General features: G+C 65.6%; 26 protein-coding genes, 1 pseudogene and 1 riboswitch. Of the genes and pseudogenes, 18 read left to right on the top strand and 9 right to left on the bottom strand.

All coding sequences use genetic code 11. The features are described 5' to 3' along the window. Positions 1-68: 68 nt before the first annotated feature. Together XI05_RS06580 and asd are read right to left on the bottom strand one after the other, a co-directional pair. Positions 69-632 (bottom strand): NUDIX hydrolase, encoded by a 564-nt coding sequence (locus tag XI05_RS06580; RefSeq protein WP_271499885.1) that lies wholly within the window; start codon positions 630-632, stop codon positions 69-71. Between the two features lie 63 nt (positions 633-695). Then, positions 696-1,559 (bottom strand): archaetidylserine decarboxylase, encoded by an 864-nt coding sequence (asd, locus tag XI05_RS06575; protein ID WP_271499884.1) that lies wholly within the window; start codon positions 1,557-1,559, stop codon positions 696-698. A 35-nt stretch (positions 1,560-1,594) separates the two neighbouring features. Between asd and XI05_RS06570 the strand changes: the two genes are divergently transcribed. Then, complete coding sequence (locus XI05_RS06570) at positions 1,595-3,259, top strand: aminotransferase class III-fold pyridoxal phosphate-dependent enzyme (RefSeq protein ID WP_271499883.1); 1,665 nt, start codon at positions 1,595-1,597, stop codon at positions 3,257-3,259. 221 nt (positions 3,260-3,480) lie between these two features. On the opposite strand, the gene XI05_RS06565 is transcribed toward XI05_RS06570, so the two are convergent. The 3 genes from XI05_RS06565 to XI05_RS06555 form a co-directional block, all read right to left on the bottom strand. After that, positions 3,481-4,140: a hypothetical protein gene (locus tag XI05_RS06565; RefSeq protein ID WP_172787213.1), complete on the bottom strand. Its 660-nt coding sequence runs from the start codon at positions 4,138-4,140 to the stop codon at positions 3,481-3,483. A 120-nt stretch (positions 4,141-4,260) separates the two neighbouring features. Continuing rightward, positions 4,261-4,950 carry a class I SAM-dependent methyltransferase gene (locus XI05_RS06560; RefSeq protein ID WP_271499882.1) on the bottom strand — a complete coding sequence of 230 codons (690 nt, stop codon included), beginning with the start codon at positions 4,948-4,950 and terminating at the stop codon, positions 4,261-4,263. 33 nt (positions 4,951-4,983) lie between these two features. Further along, positions 4,984-6,036, bottom strand: coding sequence for a glycosyltransferase family 4 protein (locus XI05_RS06555; RefSeq protein ID WP_271499881.1), 1,053 nt, complete (start codon positions 6,034-6,036; stop codon positions 4,984-4,986). Between the two features lie 273 nt (positions 6,037-6,309). On the opposite strand from XI05_RS06555, the gene XI05_RS06550 reads away from it, so the two are divergent. The 3 genes from XI05_RS06550 (at position 6,310) to XI05_RS06540 (ending at position 8,355) form a co-directional block, all read left to right on the top strand. Continuing rightward, complete coding sequence (locus XI05_RS06550; RefSeq protein WP_271499880.1) at positions 6,310-7,035, top strand: L,D-transpeptidase; 726 nt, start codon at positions 6,310-6,312, stop codon at positions 7,033-7,035. A gap of 105 nt (positions 7,036-7,140) precedes the next feature. Then, complete coding sequence (locus XI05_RS06545; RefSeq protein WP_271499879.1) at positions 7,141-7,563, top strand: c-type cytochrome; 423 nt, start codon at positions 7,141-7,143, stop codon at positions 7,561-7,563. 63 nt (positions 7,564-7,626) lie between these two features. After that, positions 7,627-8,355: a dienelactone hydrolase family protein gene (locus tag XI05_RS06540; protein WP_271499878.1), complete on the top strand. Its 729-nt coding sequence runs from the start codon at positions 7,627-7,629 to the stop codon at positions 8,353-8,355. On the opposite strand, the gene XI05_RS06535 is transcribed toward XI05_RS06540, so the two are convergent. Further along, a complete protein-coding gene (locus tag XI05_RS06535; protein ID WP_271499877.1) occupies positions 8,299-8,631 on the bottom strand; it encodes a hypothetical protein in 333 nt (110 codons plus the stop codon). The two genes, XI05_RS06540 and XI05_RS06535, sit on opposite strands and share 57 nt — an antisense overlap. Further along, positions 8,628-9,422: a DUF899 domain-containing protein gene (locus tag XI05_RS06530; protein ID WP_271499876.1), complete on the bottom strand. Its 795-nt coding sequence runs from the start codon at positions 9,420-9,422 to the stop codon at positions 8,628-8,630. Before XI05_RS06530 ends, XI05_RS06535 begins: the two co-directional genes overlap by 4 nt. Positions 9,423-9,512: 90 nt before the next feature. On the opposite strand from XI05_RS06530, the gene XI05_RS06525 reads away from it, so the two are divergent. The 7 genes from XI05_RS06525 to XI05_RS06495 all read left to right on the top strand — a co-directional run bounded on the left by XI05_RS06525 (position 9,513) and on the right by XI05_RS06495 (position 17,530). Continuing rightward, positions 9,513-10,733 carry a helix-turn-helix domain-containing protein gene (locus tag XI05_RS06525; protein WP_271500599.1) on the top strand — a complete coding sequence of 407 codons (1,221 nt, stop codon included), beginning with the start codon at positions 9,513-9,515 and terminating at the stop codon, positions 10,731-10,733. Positions 10,734-10,762: 29 nt separating this feature from the next. Next, the gene (locus XI05_RS06520; protein ID WP_271499875.1) at positions 10,763-11,401 is read left to right on the top strand and encodes a Vgb family protein; all 639 of its coding nucleotides are present in this window, start codon (positions 10,763-10,765) and stop codon (positions 11,399-11,401) included. Positions 11,402-11,530: 129 nt separating this feature from the next. Beyond that, a complete protein-coding gene (locus XI05_RS06515; protein WP_271499874.1) occupies positions 11,531-13,099 on the top strand; it encodes a DUF4403 family protein in 1,569 nt (522 codons plus the stop codon). Positions 13,100-13,209: 110 nt separating this feature from the next. After that, positions 13,210-14,319 carry an ABC transporter ATP-binding protein gene (locus tag XI05_RS06510; RefSeq protein ID WP_271499873.1) on the top strand — a complete coding sequence of 370 codons (1,110 nt, stop codon included), beginning with the start codon at positions 13,210-13,212 and terminating at the stop codon, positions 14,317-14,319. Between the two features lie 65 nt (positions 14,320-14,384). Next, positions 14,385-15,434 (top strand): ABC transporter substrate-binding protein, encoded by a 1,050-nt coding sequence (locus tag XI05_RS06505; RefSeq protein ID WP_271499872.1) that lies wholly within the window; start codon positions 14,385-14,387, stop codon positions 15,432-15,434. A 6-nt stretch (positions 15,435-15,440) separates the two neighbouring features. Continuing rightward, positions 15,441-16,703, top strand: a complete 1,263-nt coding sequence (locus tag XI05_RS06500) for an ABC transporter permease (RefSeq protein WP_271499871.1) — start codon at positions 15,441-15,443, stop codon at positions 16,701-16,703. Beyond that, complete coding sequence (locus XI05_RS06495) at positions 16,700-17,530, top strand: ABC transporter permease (RefSeq protein ID WP_271499870.1); 831 nt, start codon at positions 16,700-16,702, stop codon at positions 17,528-17,530. Before XI05_RS06500 ends, XI05_RS06495 begins: the two co-directional genes overlap by 4 nt. A 135-nt stretch (positions 17,531-17,665) precedes the next feature. On the opposite strand, the gene XI05_RS06490 is transcribed toward XI05_RS06495, so the two are convergent. Further along, complete coding sequence (locus XI05_RS06490) at positions 17,666-18,187, bottom strand: PRC-barrel domain-containing protein (protein ID WP_172787198.1); 522 nt, start codon at positions 18,185-18,187, stop codon at positions 17,666-17,668. Between the two features lie 154 nt (positions 18,188-18,341). Here XI05_RS06490 and XI05_RS06485 point away from each other — a divergent pair. Beyond that, positions 18,342-18,554, top strand: a pseudogene (locus XI05_RS06485) (ATP-binding protein); the annotation flags it as partial. Here XI05_RS06485 and XI05_RS06480 read toward each other — a convergent pair. Next, positions 18,555-18,755, bottom strand: coding sequence for a hypothetical protein (locus tag XI05_RS06480; protein WP_172787194.1), 201 nt, complete (start codon positions 18,753-18,755; stop codon positions 18,555-18,557). Between the two features lie 230 nt (positions 18,756-18,985). On the opposite strand from XI05_RS06480, the gene XI05_RS06475 reads away from it, so the two are divergent. From XI05_RS06475 to thiC, 6 genes are all read left to right on the top strand, one after another. Next, positions 18,986-19,546, top strand: a complete 561-nt coding sequence (locus XI05_RS06475; protein ID WP_271499869.1) for a lytic transglycosylase domain-containing protein — start codon at positions 18,986-18,988, stop codon at positions 19,544-19,546. 72 nt (positions 19,547-19,618) lie between these two features. Beyond that, a riboswitch (TPP riboswitch) is annotated at positions 19,619-19,747 on the top strand. Continuing rightward, positions 19,735-20,745 (top strand): FAD-dependent oxidoreductase, encoded by a 1,011-nt coding sequence (locus XI05_RS06470; protein WP_271499868.1) that lies wholly within the window; start codon positions 19,735-19,737, stop codon positions 20,743-20,745. (Overlaps the previous riboswitch by 13 nt.) Before the next feature lie 7 nt (positions 20,746-20,752). Continuing rightward, complete coding sequence (thiS, locus tag XI05_RS06465; RefSeq protein ID WP_271499867.1) at positions 20,753-20,950, top strand: sulfur carrier protein ThiS; 198 nt, start codon at positions 20,753-20,755, stop codon at positions 20,948-20,950. 172 nt (positions 20,951-21,122) lie between these two features. After that, positions 21,123-21,905, top strand: coding sequence for a thiazole synthase (locus tag XI05_RS06460; protein ID WP_271499866.1), 783 nt, complete (start codon positions 21,123-21,125; stop codon positions 21,903-21,905). Further along, the gene (locus XI05_RS06455) at positions 21,892-22,500 is read left to right on the top strand and encodes a thiamine phosphate synthase (protein WP_271499865.1); all 609 of its coding nucleotides are present in this window, start codon (positions 21,892-21,894) and stop codon (positions 22,498-22,500) included. The genes XI05_RS06460 and XI05_RS06455 overlap by 14 nt, the downstream gene beginning before the upstream one ends. A 180-nt stretch (positions 22,501-22,680) precedes the next feature. Further along, positions 22,681-24,579, top strand: coding sequence for a phosphomethylpyrimidine synthase ThiC (gene thiC / locus XI05_RS06450; protein ID WP_271499864.1), 1,899 nt, complete (start codon positions 22,681-22,683; stop codon positions 24,577-24,579). The last annotated feature ends 178 nt before the right edge of the window (positions 24,580-24,757 follow it).

Here is a 24,757-nt window from a genome sequence, read left to right as displayed (position 1 = left end):
AGCGCTCTCCCGCACGCTTATCAGCTCGCGGACGTTTCCAAACTCACAACCAGCGCGGCGACCCAGACTCACGCCTCGCCGCGCAACCACGCCTTCACCTTCTGCAACAGGCCGTGCCGCAGCTCGTCGACGGAAGCTGCTTCGGCGGGTGTCAGTGTCTGCAAAGCTGCATCCACGTCGTCGTTCGACGGCGTCGGCTCTTGCGGCGGCGACGGCGCCAGCCCTGCCGCCGCGAGCGCAATCGGGCCGATCTGGGTCAGGAACGCGCGCTCATATTCGCGCGACAGGCGGGCGATCGCATCGTCCAGCGTCAGCCAGTCGACCGCCTTGATGTCGTTCGTCAGCTTGCGAACGGGGGCCCCGTCGGCCTCCATCCGCCAGAAATGCACGACCTTGGAGCGCCCGCCGGACTGATAGACGAGCGTGCCCAGAAATTCGTGCACGGCGACGTCGTGGCCGGTCTCCTCCAGCACCTCGCGGTGCGCGGCTTCCTTCGGCGTCTCGCCGTCATCGAGCTTGCCCTTGGGCAGGACCCATTCGTTGCGCTTGCGCTGGCGCACGACTGCAACCAGCGGCACCGGCCCGCGCCGCAGCACAATACCACCCGCTGCCATGACCGGCGCCCGCGCCATCACCACATCCGTATCAAATCGCCCCGCCCGACGATATAGGCGGCGGGGACGGCGGATTGAAGGCTACTTTCTTCTGAGCAGCGCTTGACCGGCGCGAATGCGCGTGCCCTCGGCAATGCCGTCGCAGAAGGTGAAATCGCCGGGCGCGAGGATGATGATGGTCGAGCCATGCTCGAACCAGCCGAGCTCCTCGCCTTTGGTCACGTTGACGTCGCAGGGAAAATTGACCGGGCCGCGCGTCTGCGCGTTCAGCACCATGTCGAGAAAGTGCAGGCGGATGCTCGCAACCAGGATGGCCGCAACGGGCACCAGCGTCACGGCTTCGCCGGTCGACAGATGCGTGCGGATCACCGCGCGCTCGTTCTTGCAGAACAGACGCTCGACGCGCTTGAGCGCGATCGGGTTGACGTTCCAGACGTCGCCATGGATCAGCGTGACCCGCTCGATGTGCGCATCATAAGGCGCATGGAAGCGGTGATACATGCTCGAGGTCAGCCGCAGCGTGACGAAGGAGCCGTTGCGGTGCTGCTCGACCAGCGCGGAATCGCCGACGAGATCGAGCAGCGAATAGGGCGCGCCCTTGACCTGGAACAGCTCGGTGTCCGCGATTTTCCCATGAGCGCCGACGATGCCGTCCGAGGGGCTCGCCACCACCGCAGTGTCAGGATCGAACGGCCGCAGGCCGGGCTTCAGCTCCCGGGTGAAGCAGTCGTGCAGACTCCTGAAATGCGTCTTGCGCGCCTCCGACAGATCGAGGTCGGAGAACAGCTTCCACAGCGCGATCGAGAAGTCCCGCACCAGGGGATTCTCGATCTTGGAGAACCAGCCCATGAAGCGCGTCAGGGCCGCGCGCGGGATGCGATTGGTCAACAGGAAGTTGAGGTCTTCCTGCTGGGTGAAAGAGGAGATGAGGGCTTTGACTGTCATGAATCTGTCAGCTCACAGGTTTAGCGCTTGTTGTCATGGAAACGACACTCCCGATTCTCTCGATGTCCGTGGCCGCCGCAGCGTCCGCTGCCGCCGTCCTCCCGAAGATCAAGGCCCGGGTCGAACTCTCCCGCGCCAAGCACCGCTCGCTCGCCGGGCACTCCAAGATGTCGCGCAGGGTGGCGCGGCTGCTGCCGTTCTACGAGTTCGAGGGTGAGCAGTACTTCGCCTGCGACGGCGCGCCGGCGAACATCGCAGCACAACGCAAGGACGCCTTCTTCCGTCTCGCCAGGCTCTACGCCGAGCGCTACCCCAAAGGCCGCGCGATGACGAAGGAAGCGGCGGAGACGATCTCCGACCTGAACTTCACCGAAAGCTACCGCGTGCCGTTCCAGTTCTCGCGTCTCGTCCGCGAGCATCTGGGCACCTCGACCTTCATGGAATCGTCGAGCGGCGTCACCGTCACCGATGTCGACGGCAACACTGCTTACGACCTCACGGGCTCCTACGGCGTCAACATCTTCGGCAACGACTTCTACAAGGAGTGCATCGAGGGCGCCGAGAAGCGCGCGCATGCGCTCGGCCCCGTGCTCGGCCCCTATCATCCCGTCATCCTCGAGAATGTGCAGCGGCTCTGCCAGATCTCGGGCCTCGACGAGGTCTCGTTCCACATGTCCGGCACCGAAGCCGTGATGCAGGCGGTGCGGCTGGCGCGCTACCACACCAAGCGCACGCATCTCGTTCGCTTCGCCGGCGCCTATCACGGCTGGTGGGGCGACGTGCAGCCGGGCGTCGGCAATCCCATCCCTGCGCACGAGACCTACACCCTCGCCGAGATGTCGGAGAAGACTCTGCACGTGCTGCGCACGCGCAAGGACATCGCCTGCGTGCTGGTCAACCCGCTGCAGGGGCTGCATCCCAACGCCAACGCGCCCGGCGATTCCTCGCTGGTCGATTCCTCCCGCGGCGGCAACTTCGATCGCGCGGCCTACACCGAATGGCTGAAGAAGCTGCGCGAGGTCTGCGACCAGCGCGGCATCGTCCTGATCTTCGACGAGGTGTTCGTCGGCTTCCGTCTCGCCGCCGGCGGTGCCCAGGAATTTTTCAGCGTCAAGGCCGACATGGTGACCTACGGCAAGAGCCTCGCCGGCGGCCTGCCGGTCGGCGTGGTCTGCGGCAAGCGCGAATTGATGCGCCGCTTCCGCGACGACCGCCCCGCCGACATCTGCTTCGCCCGCGGCACCTTCAACTCGCACCCCTACGTCATGACGGCGATGGACGAGTTCCTGAGCCGCCTCGCCAGCCCCAACTTCCGCGCGGTCTATGACGGGCTGGAAGAGACCTGGAACGGGCGCGTGAAGAAGCTCAACCAGATGATGACGGACGCCGACCTGCCGGTGCGCTTCGCCAACTTCTCCTCGATCTGGACGGTGAAATACACCACGCCGTCCCGCTACAATTGGATGCTGCAATATTACCTGCGCGCCGAAGGCCTGGCGTTGAGCTGGGTCGGCACCGGCCGGCTGATCTTCAGCCTCAACTACACCGACGCCGACTTCACCGAAGTCGCCGACCGCTTCGTTCGCGCCGCACAGAAGATGAAGGCCGACGGCTTCTGGTGGCACGACGGCGCGCTCACCAACAAGCAGATCAAGCGCCAGATCCTGAAAGAGATGCTGGCCAAGCGCTTCGGGCGCTGAGGCTGCCTTCCCGCAAATCGCAACCCTCATTCCGGGGCGGCTCGAAGAGCCGAACCCCGGTGCGCAATTGCGCACCTGAGAATCTCGAGATTCCGGGCTCGATGCTTCGCATCGCCCCGGAATGACTGCGCTTGCAGCAACCCTCAAGACGTGGATGCCCGGCACAAGGCCGGGCATGACGTAGCCATCGGACATCGGAGCGTGTCGCGTGCGCAGCGCGCTCAGGCGTGCTGCTCTTCGAGCACGGGCTCGTCGATGAAGCCCAGTGTGTGCTCGGGGTTGAGGTGCAGGCCGGGGTCCATCAGCTCGCCGCGCATCAAGGCGAGCGGAGCGCCGCGATAGAGCATCAGATCGTGGAACGGGTCGGTCAGGATCTTGGTCATCCAGACGAGGCCGGTCTCGACGTCGCGGATGAAGAACAGATGCACGGTGCGGAACAACAGGCCGCCGCCGCCGACCACGAGCCAGATCTTCGCCACCTGCCGCATGAAATCGGTCGCGCTGGCCCACGGCGTGAACAGGCCGAACAGGGTGGGATCGATGACCAGGACCAGCGGCGACAGCGCCCAGATCGCCATCAGCACCACCTTGCGCTGTAGATTGTAGCCGACCTTGATCTCTTCCTTGTACTCGTGCGTCGCCTGGTTGATGTGGTCGTAAGTGTGCGGCTCGAAGAAAAAGTGGCCGGCCTGGCGCGAGGTCATCGAGACCAGCCAGCCAACCAGCGCGGAGACGACGGGATCGATGAACAGCCAGACATAGGCGAAGAGGAAGCTCAGCGCGCTGACGAAGTGCAGGCTCTGATTGATGCGGCTGTGGTGATAGTAGCGATGGTCGTCCCAGCGCTGGATCCGCAGCTGCTCGAGATAGTTCTTGATCATGCTCTCCCCCAAAATGCTTTCGGGTTCAGGATTTACAGAGATTCGATGTAGGCCGTGTGACATCATCATTTTGTCATGTGACGATGTGCAGCGGCGCGATGACGCACGCGACGCGTAAACTCACGCTGCCTTGGCGACATCGACCTTGCGGAAGCGCACCAGCGAGAAATGGCCGAGCGGCGGAATCAAGCGGCGCTCGGCGAGTTCGATGCCGTGCGCGCCGGCGAGCCATTTGGCGTAGCGCGACCAGGCGAACTCGGCGGTGCGGAAGCCGAGCGGACGCACCACCGGCTGCAGCTTCTGCTCGATGAAGCGGCGCATGCCGGTGTCGGCGCTGACGCGGGTGAGGATGATCAATTCGCCGCCCGGACGCAGCACGCGGGCGAATTCGTCGAGCGCCTTCTCCGGGTTCGGCACGGCGGTGACGACGTATTGCGCCATCACGACGTCGAACGAGTTGTCGGGGAATTCGAGCTTCTCCGCGTCCATCACCGCGAGGCCCTCGACGTTCTTCAGATTGCCTTCGCTGACGCGGCGGCGCGCCTTGTCCAGCATCGCTTCCGAGATGTCGGTGCCGAAGATGCGCAGGTTCGGCGCGTAGAGCGGCAGCGAGATGCCGGTGCCGACGCCGACCTCGAGCACGCGGCCGCCGATCTTGTTGGTGGCCGCAATCGCGGCCTGCCGGCCCTTGGCGAACACGCCGCCGAACACGAGATCATAGACCGGCGCCCAGCGGTCATAGGCCTGCTCGACCGTGCCGCGCGTGAGGTCGAGCTGCTGGGTGCCGTCAAGGTTCATGATCTTTGCCATCGATGAGGTTCTCGCTGTGGTTCGAATGGACGATCAACCGCGTACCGGCCGCCGCGCCATGCGAGGCGAGGCGCGCAGGACGCGGCTGGGCTGCAGTGAGGTGAGGTTGCCGACGAACTGGCGCGCGCTGTTCTCCCAGGAGCGCTCCAGCGCGAAGTTGCGGCAGGTCTGACGCGACATGGTGAGCGCGCGCAGGCACGCGGTGCGCAGATCGTGGTCGATGGCGCCGATCGGGTGATCGGCAATGACGTCCTTCGGTCCCGTGACCGGAAACGCCGCAACCGGCGTGCCGCAGGCGAGCGCCTCGAGCTGCACCACGCCGAACGTATCGGTCAGGCTCGGAAACACGAACACGTCGGCGGCGGCGAGGTGCGCGGTGAGATCCGCACCCTTCTTCTCGCCGAGGAATACCGCGTCCGGATATTTCTTCTCCAGCGCCGCCTTCTGCGGGCCGTCGCCGACGACGACCTTGGTGCCGGGCAGGTCGAGCGAGAGGAACGCTTCGAGATTCTTCTCCACCGCCACGCGCCCCATCGTCATGAAGATCGGGCGCGGCAGGTCGAGCTCTGCCGGAGCGTCGGGATGAAACAGCTCGGTGTCGACGCCGCGCGTCCAGAAGCCGAGCCGCTTGAAGCCGCGCTCGGACAGCTCCTGCCGCAGCGAGGGCGTCGCCACCATCGTCATCGCGGCGGCATCGTGGAAATGGCGCAGCACCGCATAGCCGACCCCCGCCGGGATGCCGGTCCGCACCGAGACATATTCCGGAAAGCGCGTCGTATAGGAGGTGGTGAAGGCGAGCCGGTTGCGGCGGCAATAGGCGCGCGCGGCCCAGCCGATCGGGCCTTCGGTGGCGATATGCAGCGCCTCCGGCGCGCACCTCTCGATCCGCCGCGCGATCTCCTTCCCGCTCGGCAGCGCAAAGCGCAGGCCCGGATAGGTCGGCAGCGGCCAGGACGGAAAGCCGTCGGGCGTGAGGAAGTCGATCTCGACATCGAGGGCCTTGGCCGCATTCGCCAGCGAGGTCAGGGTGCGCACCACCCCGTTGACCTGCGGATGCCAGGCGTCGGTCGCGATTAATACCCGCATGGGAAAGTCCCGAGAGTTTGATGATTCTCAGGCATCGACCATCAACGAAGGATATTTCAGGCGTGTGACGTCACAGAAGTGTCGGCGTGCTGTTTTGTTCGTTAACGGGCCCGCAGGGCCACGAAACTGTCATGAAACAATTCTTGCCGCCGTGAAACCGTTTTCGGTTTTCCGCGCAAATGTCCCGAAACGTTTTGCCGTTAGGACTTTAGGCAACGGAGCACCGCAATGGTGCCGCGGTGAGCAAAACACCGAGCAAACAGGGGCGATCACATGTTCAATCTGGACACGTTCAAGACGTTTTCGCGTGCGGTTGCGCTCAGTGCAGTCGCGGTCTCCGCCATCGCGTTCGCGAGCGCAGCCAAGGCGGCGCCAGTCCAGATCTTCCCGTTCTTCCAGCCGCTGCCGCCGATGACCGCGCCGCAGCCGCTGCAGCCCTATCAACCGTATCAGCCCTATCAGGCGCCGACCTACCAGACCGAGCCGTCCGAGGATCAGGACGCGGTCGAGATGCCGGCCCGCTTCCGCCGCCAGACCGTCTCTTACGCAACGCGCGAAGCGCCGGGCACGATCATCATCGATACGCCCAACACCTATCTCTATTACGTGCTCGGCAATGGCCAGGCGCTGCGCTACGGCATCGGCGTCGGCCGCGACGGCTTCACCTGGTCCGGAATCCAGTCGGTCAGCCGCAAGGCCGAGTGGCCGGCCTGGACTCCGCCGCCGGAGATGATCGCCCGCCAGCCCTATCTGCCGCGCCACATGGCCGGCGGCCCCGGCAACCCGCTGGGGGCCCGCGCGATGTATCTCGGCGGCACCATCTACCGCATCCACGGCACCAACGCCCCCGAAACCATCGGCAAGCGCGTCTCCTCCGGCTGCATCCGCATGACCAACGAGGACGTCACCGACCTCTATTCCCGCGTCAATGTCGGCACCAAGGTGATCGTGCTGCCGATGACCGAGCGTCGTGCAGACCTCGGCGCCACGAACCGCTAAAACGACAGGACATCATGACGCGAACGGCCCCGGAACCCACCGGGGCCGTTTTCGTTTGCCCTCGACATCCCGCTTGCTGCGGCGCGATCCCCGCTGGAGGCGCAAATGCGACCACGAAGGCACACCTCGCCACGCCCATGGCTGCACGCCCTCGCCGGCACGGGAGCACTGGCGCTGCTCGTGTCCGCGCCCTGCTCGCTCGCGCAGCAACCCGCGGGTGACGACGCGGGCCAGCAGGCCTTCAACAATTCCTGCCGCACCTGCCACTCCATGAAGGAGGGCGACAATCGCCTCGGTCCCAATCTGAACAAGATCGTCGGACGCAAGGCCGGCTCGCTGACGGACTACAATTACTCCTCGTCGATGAAGGACGCCGGCTTCGCCTGGGACCAGGACAAGCTCACCCGCTTCATGGTCAAGCCCGACGAGGTCGTGTCCGGCCACAAGATGCAGCCCTATGGCGGTATCTCGGCGGAAGAGGCCACCCGCGTGATCGCCTATCTGCAATCGGCGGCAGGGCAGCGCTAGACGCAGCGCTTGCGCAGGCTTGCGGTTGCTCGCTAGCCTGGCTTCAGCAGCCATGGCACGCGCATGACACGAACACCCCTTCCCTATCGCGATAGCACCGCCGATCTCCAGGGCATCCTGGTCACGGACGACACGACATCAGGCCGGCGACCCGGCATCGTGCTGTTTCCGGACGCCCGCGGAATCGGGACGCATGCGATCGCCTGCGCGGAACGACTGGCCGGGCTCGGCTTCGCCGTGCTGGTGGCCGATCTCTATGGCGGCGGCAGGACGGCGCCCGACGTCCCCGAAGCGATCAAGCTGATGAATGAGCTGCGAGCCGACGAAGAGCGCTGGCGCGGGCGGGCCGAGGCGGCGCACCTCGCCCTGTCAGGGCACGACGCGGTCGACGCCATGAGGCTTGCCGCCATCGGCTATTGCTTCGGCGGCACCACCGCGCTCGAGCTGGCGCAAACCGGTGCGACGCTCGCCGCAGTCGTCTCCTTCCATGGCGGACTCACGAGCCTGAAGCCGGATCGTGCTGCCTATATCAAGGCCAAGGTTCTGGTCTGCCACGGCGCCGCCGATGCGCTGGTGACGATGGCCCAGCTTGCGAGCTTCGAGGAGCATATGAGCAGGACCGGCGTGGACTGGCAGGTCAACGTCTATGGCGGCGCGGCGCATGGCTTCACCAATCCGGAGCTGGTCGGCGCCGCCTTGCCGAACCACGCCTACCATGCCGCCGCGGATCGGCGGTCATGGGCCGCGATGCTCGGCCTGCTCGAGGAAGTGTTTGGGCTGAAGCTGCGCTAGTCTAGGCGGCCGCGCCCGCCACTCCGCGATCAATCTCAGCCACGCCCCAGCATGAAACGCGCTCATCAGGAGATACATCGGCACCATCCCGCCGAGCAGAGAGCCCTGCCCGGCGCCGCACAGCGTGTCCGCCGGGCCACCGCCGAGCATGGCCGTCAGCAGCGCCATCATCGCGAAGGTCGGCGTGGCCGCCAGGCCCAGCCATCTGGCGAGGTGGCGCGCGGCCGCCACAGCGTCGGGGCTGACGCCGGGGGCCGCGCTGACCGGACCGGTCATTGCCGTTCTCCTGCGGCCTCCTCGCGGAAGGCCTTCTCGCCGGCGTCCGAGATCTCCACCCATTTCTTGTCGGGCGCCGCACCGTCTGTGTAGCTGTCGTGCCAGTTCCACCATTTGTAGGTCGGGGTCTGCGGATAACCCGGAGGCGAATCCTCCCACACCTCCTGCCGGCCGAGCGGGGTGATGTCGAGATAGTTCCAGGTCCCGCCCATCTGCTCGTCGCCACGGCTCTTGACGAAATAGGTGCGGAAGATGCGGTCGCCGTCGCGGTAGAACACGTTGGTGCCGTGCCATTCGTCCACGCCGAAATCCGCATCGAAGCTGTCGGTGACCGTGACCCAGGGCATGGTCCAGCCCATCCGCTGCTTCAGCCTGATGATGTCGGCCTGCGGCGCGCGCGAGGCGAACACCAGCGTGGTATCGCGGGCGTTCAAGTGCGAGACATGGGCGACCTGGTCGGCCACCATGGAGCAGCCGCGGCAGGCATGATCGGGCCAGCCGAACACGCCGGGCTCGAAGAAGGCGCGGTAGACGATCAGCTGCCGCCGGCCCTGGAACAGATCAACCAGGCTGACCTTGCCGCCGGGCCCCTCGAACGCATAGGTTTTGCTAACTTCCATCCATGGCATGCGCCGGCGCTCGGCGGCCAGGGCGTCGCGGGCACGGGTATGCGCCTTTTCCTTCACGAGCAGTTGCTGGCGGGCGGCCTCCCAGTCGTGCGCCGACACCACCGGCGGGGTCTGCATGGCGGTCTGTCCGTTGGTTCCGGCCTTTTCTGCTGATGTCATCATGACTCTCCAAAGCTTTTGCTTGACGTCCTGCCAACGATTTCTGGCACCAAGCGGTTGCGCGGTGGGAGTAACAAGTGTGGCGGGATTGACATGGAGTCGCTGATCACGGCCGCCGCGCGCGCATTGGAGGCCGGCGATCCGCTTGGCGCGCTGAACCGCGTCGCGCTGCGCAACGACGCACCGTCGCTGGCGCTCCGCGGCATCGCGATGGCGCAGCTCGGCGATCTCGCCAAGGCCAAGACGCTGCTGCGGAGCGCTGCGCGCGCATTCGGACCGCGCGAGGCGGTGGCCCGCGCAAGATGCCTGGTGGCCGAAGCCGAGATCGCGCTGGTCTCGCGCGATCTGAACTGGCCGGTGAAGACGCTCGCGGCGGCCCGCACGACGCTCGAAAAGCATGGCGATCTCGTCAATGCCGCCCATGCAGGCCATATCGAGGCGCGCCGCCTGCTTCTGGTCGGGCGCCTTGACGAGGCCGAGCGAACGCTGGCCGAGGTCCGTCCCACGCCGCTCCCGCCCGCGTCCCAAGTCGTCCGCGAGCTCGTGGTCGCCGGCATCGCCATCAGGCGACTCAGAACGAAAGACGCGCGCGCGGCGCTCAGCCGCGCGGCTGACGCGGCGCGCCTTGCCAGCATCCCGGCGCTCCTGGCCGAGGTGGACAGCGCGAACCTGATCCTCGTCACGCCGGCAGCACGCCTGATCGCGCGCGGCAGCGAACATCCGTTGTTGCTGGGGGAGGTCGAACGGCTGGCGACCTCCACGGCGCTCGTCGTGGACACCTTCCATCACGTTGTGCGCAGGCAAGGCGTCGTGGTGTCGCTCGGAACGCGTCCCGTGCTGTTCGCGCTCGCGCGTCTCCTGGCGCAGGCATGGCCCGCGGATGTCTCGCGCGAGACGCTGATCTCGGGCGCATTTCAAGCCAGGCACGCCGACGAATCGCACCGCGCGCGCTTGCGCGTCGAGATCGGACGGCTCCGCACCCAGCTCGAGCCGCTGGCCGACATCAGCGCGACGCAGCAGGGCTTCGTGCTGGCGCCGCGGAAGACGCGCGACGTCCTCGTGCTGGCGCGGCCCGATGAGGAAAAGCACGCCGCTGTCCTCGCCTTTCTCGCCGACGGCGAGCCATGGTCGAGCTCGGCACTCGCACTTGCGCTTCGCATCAGCCCGCGCACCGTGCAGCGCGCCCTCGAAGACCTGGCGCGGTCGGGCAAGGTGCAGTCGTTCGGACACGGACGGGCGCGCCGCTGGATGACACCGCCCGTCCCCGGTTTCCCGACAGGCTTGTTACTCCCCACACCGCTCCTGAAGACATAGGATGCGCGTTAAGCACAGGGATCGAGCACATGAAACGTTCAGCCGCCGAGATCATCACGGAGTATGGGCCCTTTCAGGGCGTTGAGGCCGTGCATGGCGTCACCTATGACGGTACGCATGTCTGGTTCGCCTCCGGCGACAAGTTGAACGCGGTCGATCCGGCCGACGGCAAGATCGCGCGCTCCATCGACGTCGCCGCGCATGCGGGAACGGCGTTCGACGGAAGGCACCTGTTCCAGATCGCCGAGGACCGCATCCAGAAGATCGATGCGGCTTCGGGCAAGGTGCTCGGCACCATCCCGGCGCCCGGCGGCGGCGGCGATTCCGGCCTGGCCTGGGCCGAGGGCTCGCTCTGGGTCGGACAATATCGCGAGCGCAAGATCCATCAGATCGATCCCGAGACGGGGAAGATCCTCCGCACCATCGAGAGCAAGCGCTTCGTCACCGGCGTGACCTGGGTCGACGGCGAGCTCTGGCATGGCACCTGGGAAGGCGAGGACAGTGATATCAGGCGGATCGATCCTGAAACGGGCAAGGTGCTCGAGCAGCTCGACATGCCCGCTGGCACCATGGTCTCGGGCCTGGAGTCCGACGGCGGTGACCGCTTCTATTGCGGTGGCGGAGATCGCGGCAAGGTGAGAGCAGTCCGCCGTCCGCGGCACGGCTAGCCCCGCAATACGCGGCAACGTCCCGTTCACACCCGTTAACCTGTTCGCCCCAATTCCACCCCACCGGTGCGCTCTAGCGCCCTCCTCGCCCGCCCTGTAGAATCCCCGCCCGGGCGGCTTGGGGGATTGATGCGTCTGACGTGGAATCTGAAGACTATCCTGATCGGCGTCGCGGTGCTCGCGGCGTCGTTCTTCATCAGCCTGAAGGCGATGGACCTGCTGTCGCCGCGCGCGACGAATTCGGCGCCGCCGGTCGCGCAGCTGCCGCCGCTGCCGCCGACTTCGAAGAGCTCCATCGTGATCGCGCCGGTCGCCATCGCGCTGTCGGCGATCCGCGAGCAGGCCGAGAAGGCCGCGCCGCGCAATTTCGCCGGGAAGGCCGACAACCCGATCTCGCAGATCCTGGAGAACGCCGATATCGGCTGGTCCGCCGTCCGCGGCCCGATGGCGGCAAACGGCGACAAGGACGTGCTGACGATCTCGACGCCGCTCACCGGCAAGCTCAACGTGACGGGCTCGCTGTCGTCGAAGGCCACCGGCGCGCTTGGCGACGCGCTCGGCAGCGTCCTCGGCGGTGACGCCGCGAAGCGGATCGGCGCGGTCAACATCAAGAACCTGAACGCGAGCGCGGAGATCAAGGGCAACGTCGTCGTCACCTCGCGCCCGAAGCTCGCCGCCGCCTGGCATCTGGAGCCCAACCTCGGCGCCCAGGTCAATCTGGGCGACACCAACGTCAACGTCGCCGGCGCCAAGGTCAACGTGCCCGCGCAGGTCAAGCCGCTGATCGACAAGACCGTCGGCGAGCAGATCAACGCCGTCTCCGAGCGCATCCGCAGCGATCCCAGCCTGCGCGAGAATGCGAAAGCGCAATGGATCAAGGCCTGCCGCTCGATCCCGCTGCAAGGATCCAGCGCCTCGGCGGCGCTGCCGCCGCTCTGGCTCGAGATGAAGCCGGTGCGCGCGATCGCGGCGCAGCCGCGCGTCGATGCGCAGGCCGTGACCTTGCTGCTTGGCCTCGAAGCCGAAACACGCGTGACCTCGACGCCGACCAAGCCCGATTGTCCGTTCCCCGACAAGATCTCGATCGTGCCGCCGACCGGCACCGGCGTGAACATCGGCGTGCCGATCGACGTGCCCTTCACCGAGATCAACAAGCTGATCGCGGCCCAGATGGTCGGCCGCACCTATCCCGAGGACGGCTCCGGCCCCGTCGACGTCACCGTCAAGAGCGCCAACGTCATCCCCTCGGGTGACCGGCTGCTGATTTCGCTTCTGGTGCGCGCCAAGGAAAAGAAGAGCTGGTTCGGCCTCGGCGCCGAGGCGAATGTGCACATCTGGGGCCGGCCGGTGCTCGACCAGGCGCAGCAGACGCTGCGGCTCACCGACATCCAGCTCGCCGTGGAATCCGAGGCTGCCTTCGGCCTCCTGGGTGCCGCCGCCCGCGCGGTGGTGCCGCAGATGCAGCAGGCGCTGCTGCAGAAGGCAACCCTCGATCTGAAGCCGATCGCCGCCAACGCCCGCGAGAAGATCGCGGCCGCGATCGCCGATTACCAGAAGAGCGAGGACGGCCTCAAGGTCGAGGCCAAGATCGACAGCCTGACACTCGCCGACATCGCCTTCGATTCCAAGACGCTGCGCGTGGTCGCCGAAGCCGGCGGAACGCTGAACGTATTCGTGACGAAGCTGTCGGGGATGTAGCGCGTCCCTGCTCACCGGACCCGCACACGTCCTCGTCGCTTGCGCCGCTGGCATTCTCGCTGCAGGATGCTAATCTCGCTCGGCATTGTAGGGGACAACGCGAGGACAACATGGAAGCCGGCATGGTCACGCCTGCGCCGGCGCTGGTGCGTTTTTCAGGCATTCAGAAGACCTATGATGGCGAGCATCTCGTGGTGAAGAACCTCGACCTCGACATCAGGAAGGGCGAGTTCATCACCTTGCTCGGGCCGTCGGGCTCGGGCAAGACGACCACGCTGATGATGCTGGCCGGCTTCGAGGTGCCGACCCATGGCGAGATCTACCTCGCGGACCGGCCGATCAAGAACGTGCCGCCGCACAGGCGCGACATCGGCATGGTGTTCCAGAACTACGCCCTGTTTCCGCACCTGACGATCGCGGAAAACATCGCCTTCCCGCTATCGGTTCGCAAGTCGAGCAAGGCGGAAACGCAAGAGCGCGTCAACGCGGCGTTGCGCATGATCAAGATGGAAACCCTGGCGCACCGGCGGCCCGGGCAATTGTCCGGCGGTCAGCAGCAGCGCGTGGCGCTGGCTCGCGCGCTGGTGTTCAATCCGCAGCTCGTGCTGATGGACGAGCCGCTCGGCGCCCTCGACAAGCGTCTGCGCGAGCAGATGCAGCTGGAAATCAAGCAGCTGCACGAGACCATGGGCATCACGATCGTCTATGTCACCCACGACCAGAGCGAAGCGCTCACCATGTCGGACCGCATCGCCGTCTTCAACGACGGCATCGTGCAACAAATCGACCGCCCCGACGCGCTGTATGAGCATCCCGTGAACAGCTTCGTCGCCCATTTCATCGGCGAGAACAATGTGCTCGCCGGCACCGTCGAGACGATCGACAAGGACTATTGCAGCGTCGCGCTGGCCGGTGGCGGCACCGTGACAGCGCGGGCGGTCAACGTGTCAGGCGCGGGCGCATCGACCTCCCTGTCGGTGCGGCCGGAGCGTGTCGCAATCGTCACGAATGGCAATTCCGGTGAGGGACCGAACCGGCTCCCGGCGACGGTCCAGAACACGATCTATCTCGGCGATCACGCGCTGGCCGTGCTCGATGTCGCCGGCAACGCCGAGTTCATGGTCAAGCTTCAGCCGGGAGCGCATGACAGCCTGAAACATGGCGGAACCGTATTCATCACCTTCCGCCCGGAGGACTGCCTCGCCCTCAATCCGGTCTGATCTGCCGCCGGCGAAGCTGAAACAATCAATGTCAACGCAACTCACATGAAGAAGGAACGAAGACCATGCTGAAGCGCAAGATTGCTCTGGGTTTCGCCGCGGCACTGAGCGCCAGTGCTGCGCTGGCCACGATCGCAGAGGCGCGTGACCTCACCGTCGTCTCGTGGGGCGGCGCGTATCAGGAGGCCCAGAAGAAGGTCTATTTCGAGCCGTTCAAGAAGGCATCCGGCGTTGCGATGAACGACGAATCCTGGGACGGCGGCGTCGGCGTGTTGCGCGCCAAGGTGCAGGGAGGTGCCGCCACCTGGGATGTCGTCCAGGTCGAGAGCGACGAGCTCGCGGTCGGCTGCGAGGAAGGCCTGTTCGAGAAGCTGGACTATTCCAAGATCGGCGGCGAGGCCGCCTATATCCCGCCGTCGGTCAATCCTTGCGGCGTCGGCGCCATCCTCTACGATTTCGTGCTCGGCTACGACAAGGACAAGCTGAAGGAGGCCCCGAAGGGCTGGGCCGACTTCTTCGACACCAAGAAGATTCCGGGCAAGCGCGCTCTGCGTCAGGGTCCGAAGACCACGCTGGAGATCGCGCTGATGGCCGACGGCGTCCCACCAAAGGACGTCTACCACGTGCTGGCGACCGACGAGGGCGTTGAGCGCGCGTTCCAGAAGCTCGACACCATCAAGGGCGACCTCGTCTGGTGGAAGGCCGGCGCGCAGCCGCCGCAATTGCTCGCCTCCGGCGAGGTGGCGATGACCTCGGTCTACAATGGCCGCATCGACACCGCGAACAAGAACGAAAAGAAGAACTTCGGCATGGTGTGGGACGGCGCGCTGTTCACCCTCGACAGCTGGGTCATTCTGAAGGGGAGCCCGAACAAGGACGCGGCCTACAAGTTCCTGGATTTCGTCGGCAAGGCGGAGAACCAGTCCAAGCTGTCGGAGAACATTGCTTACGGGACGTCGAACAAGGACGCCGCCGGCCGGCTCGCGCCCGCCGTTCTGAAGGATCTGCCGACTGCGCCCGACAACATCAAGAACGCGGTCGAGATCAACGTCGCCTTCTGGCTCGAGAACATCGACCGCCTGACCGAGCGCTTCAACAAGTGGGCCGCGAAATAGCGATCAATGACGAACGTGCTCCTGACTGGCGCTGACGCCAAGACCGAGGTGCCGCTCAAACGCCGATTGAGGCGCGCTGAGCGGACACGCCAGGTCAAGGCGTTGGCGCTGGTCCTGCCGCTTCTGCTGTTTCTGCTCTTCACCTTCGCAGGCCCGATTGCCGGTATGCTGTGGCGCGCGGTCGAGGACTGGGAGGTGCGTCAGGTCCTGCCGCAAACAACAGCGGCTCTCGCCAGCTGGGACGGCAAGGACCTGCCGGATGAGAAGGCCTATGCGGCGTTGGCAAGCGACATCCTGGCGGCGCGCGCCGCCGGCACCGTCGCGATTGCGGCCAAACGGCTCAACTACGCGCTCAACGGCTTCCGCACGATCCTGACCAGCACGGCACGCAATCTGAAGGCGGTGCCGGAGCCTGGGACGGCCAAGGAGACGCTGGGCAAGATCAACCCCGCCTGGCGCGAACGCGCCACCTGGACCACGATCAAGGAGGCGCGCGGCCCGATCACCGGCTTCTACCTGCTCGCTGCGCTCGACCTGACGCGGAACGCGGACGGCGCGATCGTCGCCGCTCCACCGGATCAGGCCATCTACCGCGACATTTTCCTCCGCACCTTTCTCATCAGCCTCGGTGTCACGGCGCTCTGCCTGATCCTCGGTTTCCCGGTCGCTTACCTCCTGGCGACGCTGCCGCCTGGCCGGTCGAACCTCTTGATGATCTTCGTGCTGCTGCCGTTCTGGACGTCGCTCCTGGTCCGCACCTGCGCCTGGATCGTCCTGTTGCAGAGCAAGGGCGTCGTCAACGACAGCCTGCACTGGCTCGGCATCATCGATGCGCCGCTCCGCCTGATCTACAACCGCTTCGGCGTCTGCGTCGCCATGACCCACGTCCTGCTGCCGTTCATGATCCTGCCGCTGTACAGCAGCATGAAGGCGATCTCGCCTGCTTACATGCGGGCCGCCGCTTCGCTCGGTGCGCCACCCCTCACCGCCTTCCTGCGGATCTACCTGCCGCAGACGCTGCCCGGCATCGGCGCGGGCAGCCTGCTCGTCTTCATCCTGGCGCTCGGCTACTACATCACGCCGGCCCTCGTTGGCGGCGCCGCCGACCAGATGATCAGCTACTTCATCGCGCTCTACACGACCGAGACGGCCAATTGGGGCCTTGCTTCGGCGCTGGGTGCGGTGCTGCTGCTGGCCACCGTTCTGCTCGCTCTCGTCTACGGCAAGCTGGTGCAGGGCCAGCAGGTCACGGGAGGGATGAAGAATTGAGCGACAATTCCTCCTTGCGCACGCCCAGCCAGCGCATCGCGTGGACCGCGACCATCGTTGTCTCCACGCTGGTGTTCATCTTCCTGATCGCGCCGATCCTCGCGATCATGCCGCTGTCGTTCAGCTCTAGCGCGTACCTCACCTATCCGCTGCCGGGCCTTTCCTTGCGCTGGTACGACGACTTCATCACTTCGCCGCGCTGGATGAACTCGCTCAAGAACAGCATGATCATCGGTGTCGCCTCGACGCTGCTGTCCATGGTCCTTGGGACGATGGCCGCGCTGGGGCTGGCGCAGTGGAAGAGCCGGTTCAAGCCGCTCGTGCTGGCCTTCGTGCTGTCGCCGGTGGTCGTGCCCGGGGTCATCACCGCGGTCGGCCTGTACTTTTTCTTCGCACCGATCGGGCTGACGGGCAGCTATCTCGGCCTGATCCTGGCTCACACCGCGCTGGCGACACCCTTCGTGGTGATCACGGTCGGTGCGACGCTGCAGAGCTTCGACACCAATCTGGCACGCGCCGCCGCCTCGCTCGGCGCCTCGCCGCTCGAAGCCTTCCGTCGCGTGATCCTGCCGCTGATCCTGCCAGGCCTGGCGTCAGGCGCGCTGTTCGCCTTCGCGACCAGCTTCGACGAGGTGGTGATCGTGCTGTTCATGGCAGGTCCCGAGCAGCGCACCCTGCCGCGCGAGATGTTCAGCGGCATCCGCGAAAACATCAGCCCCACCATCACCGCAGCGGCGGTGATTTTGACGACAATCTCGGTCATCCTCCTCGCCACCCTGGAAGCCCTGCGCCGGCGCAATGAACGGCTCAAGGGCACCGGGAGCTGATTGCCGGCACAATTTCCGTCATTGCGAGCGCAGCTCGTCGCAACAGCTCCTCGCAATGACGCGGGCGAACGAAGACACGACGGCGCGCCCGGTGAAAACCAGGCGCGCTTCGTTCAGGCCGTTACGCGAACGGCATTACTCCGCGTACTTGAACTGCGGCATGTTCTTCAGCTCGTCCTTGCTGGCATTGAACACGGCGTGGTCCGGATACCATTTCGACGCGGACGACGTCGCCGCGGGCGCCGCGGGCCTGTCGGTGCCGGTCGCAGCGCCGGTCGTCGTCCCGGCGGGCTTGGCGCCGGTGTTCGCGCCGGTGCCGGTATAGGCGACGGGCTCGTTGACGAACTTCAGCTTCTCGTAGGGCACGGCCACCAGATGCTCGCCCATGCCGAGGAAGCCGCCGACGCCGATCACGGCGATCTTGATGTCACCGTTCTTGTCCATCAGCAGGTCGTTGATCGTGCCGATGTTCTCGTTGGCCTCGTTGTAGACCTTCAGGCCGTCCATCTTCGAGGTGCGCCACTGGCCGGAAGCCGTCGTGGTCGTTGCGGTGGCCGCAGGGGCCGCCTTGTCGGTGGTGGCGGGCGGCGTTTGCGCGAACGCGACGGTCGCGAGCAGGGCGGTACCGGCGAGGCCGGTGACGATCGATTTCATCATGGTGTCCTCTCCTTGCGAAAACCTTGTGCGGAGAAAACAGCGCTGATCACGCGCAGTTCCGTGCGCGCCGCAATTTCGTCGCGCAATGCGCGAACTGTTCCTACTGTTCCTGCGTGACTCCGGAACATTTTGCGATGCACGGTTCCCCGCCGATGATGCGCGCAAGCAAGAGATGCTGGAGCCGTTCGTGCGCGGCGACGAGGCGCGCACCATGGACGAGTCCACCGGCTTCGGGCTCGGCCTGTCGATCGCGCGCGCGATCGCACTCGCCCATGGCGGCGAGCTGTCGCTGCACGACCGCAAGCCGCATGGCCTGATCGTACGGATGCAATTGCCGGTCTCGCAGGCGCCGCGCCTTGCCGCGTGATCAAGCCGCGAGCGGCGGGTGCTCGATGGCCTCGTGCGGGAAGATCGCCACCGCCTCGAAGCGATAATTGCAGGCGCGGCAGGTCCAGAGATAGGAGACGCGGCCTTCGCCTGGCTCGATCCAGTCAGGGAACGGGATCGGTGTGCCACATTGTGCACAAGGGTTCTGCTTGGGGATGTCGTCGATGTCTACAGGGGTCATGGACGTCCTCCCGAGTGCTGGTCTTGAGTGACGATTGTTGGGCGAATGCGCGAATGGACAGACCCGCTGTCGGGTAAGGCGCTCCACCAACTCGGAGCTTAACGCAGGTTTAAGTCGTAAACGCGACGAGCCGGCGAAAATCGCAGCTGGTGACATTTCGCCACATCATCGCCGTGTTCCCACGGCCTAACGCGCTGGGGTGCGGGTCCGTTCTGCCGAGGAATATTTCGATGAAAATCTTACGAGTCGTCGCGCTGCTCGCGGCCGGATTGACGTTGCCGCAGGCAGCTTTCGCCGGCGAAGCCGAATATGCCGAGATGGTTGCCGCCCATGCCCGCGCCAACGGCGTGCCGGAGGCGCTGGTGCACCGCGTCATCATGCGCGAAAGCCGCTATCAACCGTACCTCGTCGGCCGCGGCGGCACCATCGGGCTGATGCAGATCAAGCTCGCGACCGCGCGCGGGGTCGGCTACACCGGCGATGCCGCGGGCCTGCGCGATCCCAACACCAACCTCACCTACGCCGTGAAGTACCTCGCCGGCGCCTACCGCGCCGCCAATGGCGATCACGCGCGAGCCGTGCGTTATTTCGCAGGCGGCTATTACTACGCTGCAAAGCGCCAGCGACAGGAGGCCATGCAGGTCGCCAATGCGGGCGAGACCATGGGCCAGGCCACTATGGGTCAGCCTTGGCTCGAGCCGAACGGCAATCCGCAGCCGATGTTCGGCGCGCCGACGCACAGGAAGCTCGCCCAGCGCGTCCGCAACGCACGGGCGCAGGCGCTCAAGTAAGCTCGCGTCCGGGGCACGGTCGGGTTCCGAGCCAACACGCGTTGACCACCCCGCCCCGCTGGCATACATTGGCACCGTTCCGAGGGGTGCTCCGAGGAGGAGCTGAGATACCGCTAAATGGGCAATACCGCCCAGGACCGCGGTGACCCTTTGAACCTGATCCGGGTCATGCCGGCGAAGGGACAGGGATGTTGCAGACCACCAAGCGACCGGATTCACCGGTTTCCATCATCGGCGCAGGCATCGCGGGCGCGTGGCAGGCGCTGCTGTTCGCACAGGCCGGCCACGCCGTCACCCTGCACGAGCGCGGTGACGAGGCGATGACGGATGCCACCAGCCATTGGGCCGGCGGCATGCTCGCGCCCTATTGCGAGGCCGAAATCGCCGAACCCATCATCAGCCGCCTCGGTCTGCGCTCGCTCGATCTCTGGCGGCGCGAGCTGCCGGACACGCCGTTCAACGGCTCGCTGGTCGTTGCCCACCCCCGCGAGCGCAACGATTTCGAGCGCTTCGCCCGCATGACCGAGCATCACCGCCGGCTCGATGCAGCTAGCCTTGCCGCGCTCGAGCCATCGCTGGAAGGCCGCTTCCGCGACGCGTTGTTCTTCCCCGCCGAGGGCCATGTCGAGCCGCGCCGCGTGCTGCCGAAGCTGCACGAGCGCATCAAGGCTGCCGGCGGCACCATCAAGTTCTGCAGCGACGTCAGCGCGAACGACCTCGACGGCATCGTAATCGATTGCCGCGGCATCAATGCCCGCGACGAACACAGCGAGCTTCGCGGCGTCAAGGGCGAGATGATCCTGATCGAGACGGACGAGGTGCAGCTGGCGCGCCCGGTGCGGCTGATCCATCCGCGCTGGCCGCTCTACGTGATCCCGCGCGAGAACGGCCTGTTCATGCTGGGCGCGACCTCGATCGAGGCGGAGGACACCGGCGTCAGCGTCCGCTCGGCGCTGGAGCTTTTGGGCGCGGCCTACACCGTGCACCCGGCGTTCGGCGAAGCCCGCATCGTCGAGTTCGGCTCAGGGCTTCGGCCTGCTTTTCCCGACAATTTGCCGCGCATCGGCATTCGCGATCGCAGGATCAGCGTCAACGGCCTCTACCGCCACGGCTTCCTGATCGCGCCGGCGCTCGCTGAGCTGACGCTCGCCTATGTCGAGCGCGGCCAGATCGACAACGAGGTGATGCAATGCGCGTGATCGTCCAATGCTTGTGATCATAAACGGCGAGCAGCGCGAGGTCAGCGCGGCCAGCGTCGATGCGCTGCTCGCCGAGCTCGACTACGAAGGCAGCCATTTCGCCATCGCGCTCAATTACGACGTCGTGCCGAAAAGCCGCTGGGCCGAGACAAGCTTGAAGCCCGGCGACGAGATCGAGATCATCACGCCGCGGCAGGGAGGGTGAGGATGAGGACGAAGCGCGCCTTCTATCTGTTGCCCGTTCAGGTCGGTTCCTCCCGTCATTGCGAGGAGCGCAGCGACGAAGCAATCCAGAGTGTCTCCGCGGATGAATCTCTGGATTGCTTCGCTTCGCTCGCAATGACGGCGGAGAGAGCGTCAATCGAGGAAACACCCACATGGTGACCTTCTACGGCAAAACCTTCGCCTCCCGCCTGCTGATCGGCAGCGCGCTCTATCCCTCGCCTGCGATCATGCAGGAGGCGATCCGCGCCTCCGGTGCCAGCATCGTCACGGTGTCGCTGCGCCGCGAATCCGCCGGCGGCAAGACCGGGGATGCGTTCTGGAATCTGATCCGCGAGCTCGACGTGACCGTGCTGCCGAACACCGCCGGCTGCCGCACCGTGCGCGAGGCCGTGACCACCGCCAAGCTCGCGCGCGAACTGTTCGCTACCTCCTGGATCAAGCTCGAGGTCATCGCCGACAACGACACGCTGCAGCCCGATGTCGTCGGCCTCGTCGAAGCCGCCAGCATCCTGATCAAGGACGGCTTTGAGGTCTTCCCCTATTGCACCGAGGACCTCTCGGTCGCGAGCCGCCTCGTCGACGCCGGCTGCAAGGTGGTGATGCCGTGGGCCGCGCCGATCGGCAGCGCCAAGGGGATCACCAACCGCGATGCGCTGAAACTGCTGCGCGAGCGGCTGCCCGACATCACGCTGGTGGTCGACGCCGGCCTGGGCGCGCCCTCCCACGCCGCGCACGCGCTGGAGCTCGGCTATGACGCCGTGCTGCTCAACACCGCCATTGCCAAAGCCGCCGATCCCGTCGCGATGGCGAACGCCTTCCGCCTCGGCTGTGAGGCCGGCCGCACCGCTTACGAGGCCGGGCTGATGAACGCCCGCGACTTCGCCTCGCCCTCCACCCCTGTCGTTGGGACCCCGTTCTGGCATGCCGTATCCTGATCGCTTCTATCCCGTCGTCGACAGCCTCCAATGGGTCGAACGCCTGACCAAGCTCGGCGTCGGCACCATCCAGCTGCGCGCGAAAGAGCTGAACGACGCCGACGCGCTGCAGATCGTCAGCGACGCGCTCGCCATCACGAAGGACACGCAGGCCAAGCTGGTGGTGAACGATTATTGGCGCGCGGCCATCGTCGCCGGCGCGAAGTACCTGCATCTCGGACAGGAGGATTTGGCCGAAGCCGACCTCAACGCGATCCGCGAGGCCGGCCTCTCCCTCGGCATCTCCACCCATGACGACGCCGAGCTTGAAACCGCGCTCAAAGCCAAGCCGGACTACGTCGCGCTCGGCCCGATCTTCTTCACCACGCTCAAATCGATGCGCTTCGAGCCGCAGGGCATTCCGAAGATCACCGAATGGAAGCAGCGCATCGGCACCATTCCGCTGGTCGCCATCGGCGGCATCAAGTTCGAGCACGCCGCGGAGATCTTTGCGGCGGGCGCGGACTCAATCGCGGTCGTGTCTGACGTCACCCAAAACCCCGATCCCGACGCCCGCGTGCAGCAATGGCTCGGCCAGTCGAAGGAGGCGGCATGATGCAGGCCCCACTCCTACCCCACACTCAACTGTCATCGCCCGGCTTGACCGGGCGATCCAGTACGCCGCGGCTTCACGGCTCCAGCCGCACTGCCTCGGAGTACTGGATCCCCGCTTTCGCGGGGATGACGGCGGTAATTGTCTCTCGCGCAGCGAAACTGACGAATTAAGGAGGATCCCATGAACATCCGCTCCAACCCCGACAAAACCATCCCCGCCGTCACCACCGGCCCGCTGCCCTCCTCGCGCAAGATCTTTGCGACCCCCGACGCCGCGCCGGACATCCGCGTGCCCTTGCGCGAGATCATCCTCTCCGAAGGCGCCGGCGAGCCGAACCTGCCCGTCTACGACACCTCGGGCCCCTACACCGACCCCAGCGTCACCATCGACGTCAACGCGGGCCTAGCCCGCAATCGCAAGCAATGGGTGCTGGAGCGCGGCGGCGTCGAGGAATATGAGGGCCGGCAGATCAAGCCGGAGGACAATGGCAGCGTCTCCACCGACAAGGCCGCGCGCGCGTTCAGCGCCTATCACAGGCCGCTGCGCGGCCTCGACGGCCACAAGATCACGCAGCTCGAATTCGCCCGTGCCGGCATCATCACCAAGGAGATGATCTACGTCGCCGCCCGCGAAAACCTTGGCCGGAAGGCACAGCTCGAGCGCGCGGAAACGGCCCTCGCCGACGGCGAGAGCTTCGGCGCATCGGTGCCGGCCTTCATCACGCCGGAGTTCGTGCGCGACGAGATCGCGCGCGGCCGCGCCATCATCCCGTCCAACATCAACCACTCTGAGCTCGAGCCGATGATCATCGGCCGCAACTTCCTGACCAAGATCAACGCCAATATCGGCAACTCGGCGGTGACGTCTTCGGTCGAGGAAGAGGTCGAGAAGATGGTGTGGGCGATCCGCTGGGGCGCCGACACCGTGATGGACCTCTCCACGGGGCGCAACATCCACACCACGCGCGAGTGGATCCTGCGCAACTCGCCGGTGCCGATCGGCACCGTGCCGATCTACCAAGCGCTGGAGAAGTGCAACGGCGACCCGGTGGCGCTCACCTGGGAGCTCTACAAGGACACGCTGATCGAGCAGTGCGAGCAGGGCGTCGACTATTTCACCATACACGCCGGCGTGCGCCTGCAATACATCCACCTCACCGCCAACCGCGTCACCGGCATCGTCTCGCGCGGTGGCTCGATCATGGCGAAGTGGTGCCTGGCGCATCACAAGGAGAGCTTCCTCTACACCCATTTCGACGAGATCTGCGACCTCATGCGCAAGTATGACGTCTCGTTCTCGCTCGGCGACGGCCTGCGTCCGGGCTCGATCGCAGACGCCAACGACCGCGCACAGTTTGCCGAGCTCGAAACCCTCGGCGAGCTGACGAAAATCGCGTGGGACAAGGGCTGCCAGGTCATGATCGAAGGCCCCGGCCACGTGCCGATGCACAAGATCAAGATCAACATGGACAAGCAGCTGAAGGAGTGCGGCGAAGCGCCGTTCTACACATTGGGACCGCTGACCACCGATATCGCGCCGGGCTATGACCACATTACCTCGGGCATTGGCGCAGCCATGATCGGCTGGTTCGGCTGCGCCATGCTCTGCTACGTCACGCCCAAGGAGCATCTCGGTCTGCCCGACCGCAACGACGTCAAGACCGGCGTCATCACCTACAAGATCGCCGCCCACGCCGCGGACCTCGCCAAGGGCCACCCCGCCGCACAACTGCGCGACGACGCCCTCTCCCGCGCCCGGTTCGAATTCCGCTGGACCGACCAGTTCAACCTCGGCCTCGATCCGGACACGGCAAAGAGCTTCCACGACGAGACCCTGCCGAAGGAAGCCCACAAGGTCGCCCATTTCTGCTCGATGTGCGGTCCAAAATTCTGCTCGATGAAGATTACGCAGGACGTGCGGGATTATGCGGCAACGCTGAACGATCCGAACAGCGTGGGCATGTCGATGCAGGGCACGGCCGAAGACGGCATGGCCAGGATGAGCGCGAAGTTCAAGGAGATGGGGAGCAGCGTTTATCTGGATGCGGAGAAGGTGAAGGAGAGCAATCGGGTGCTGTGAGCCTCTCCACTTTTTATACCCGGGCTTGCTCGGGCATCTTTCGAGGGGCCGGGCGAAAGCCCGGCCCCTCTTTATCGCGTGGAAGCCAACTTATCCGACCGACCTTCGACAGCGCCGCAAGGCACTTCTCTTGTTGAGGGGCACCCTTCGCGATTCGCAAACCTCAGCTAGAAATATT

The organism is Bradyrhizobium sp. CCBAU 11357, from assembly GCF_028128865.1.
GTDB lineage: Bacteria > Pseudomonadota > Alphaproteobacteria > Rhizobiales > Xanthobacteraceae > Bradyrhizobium.
This window is presented reverse-complemented; position numbering and strand designations above follow the sequence as displayed.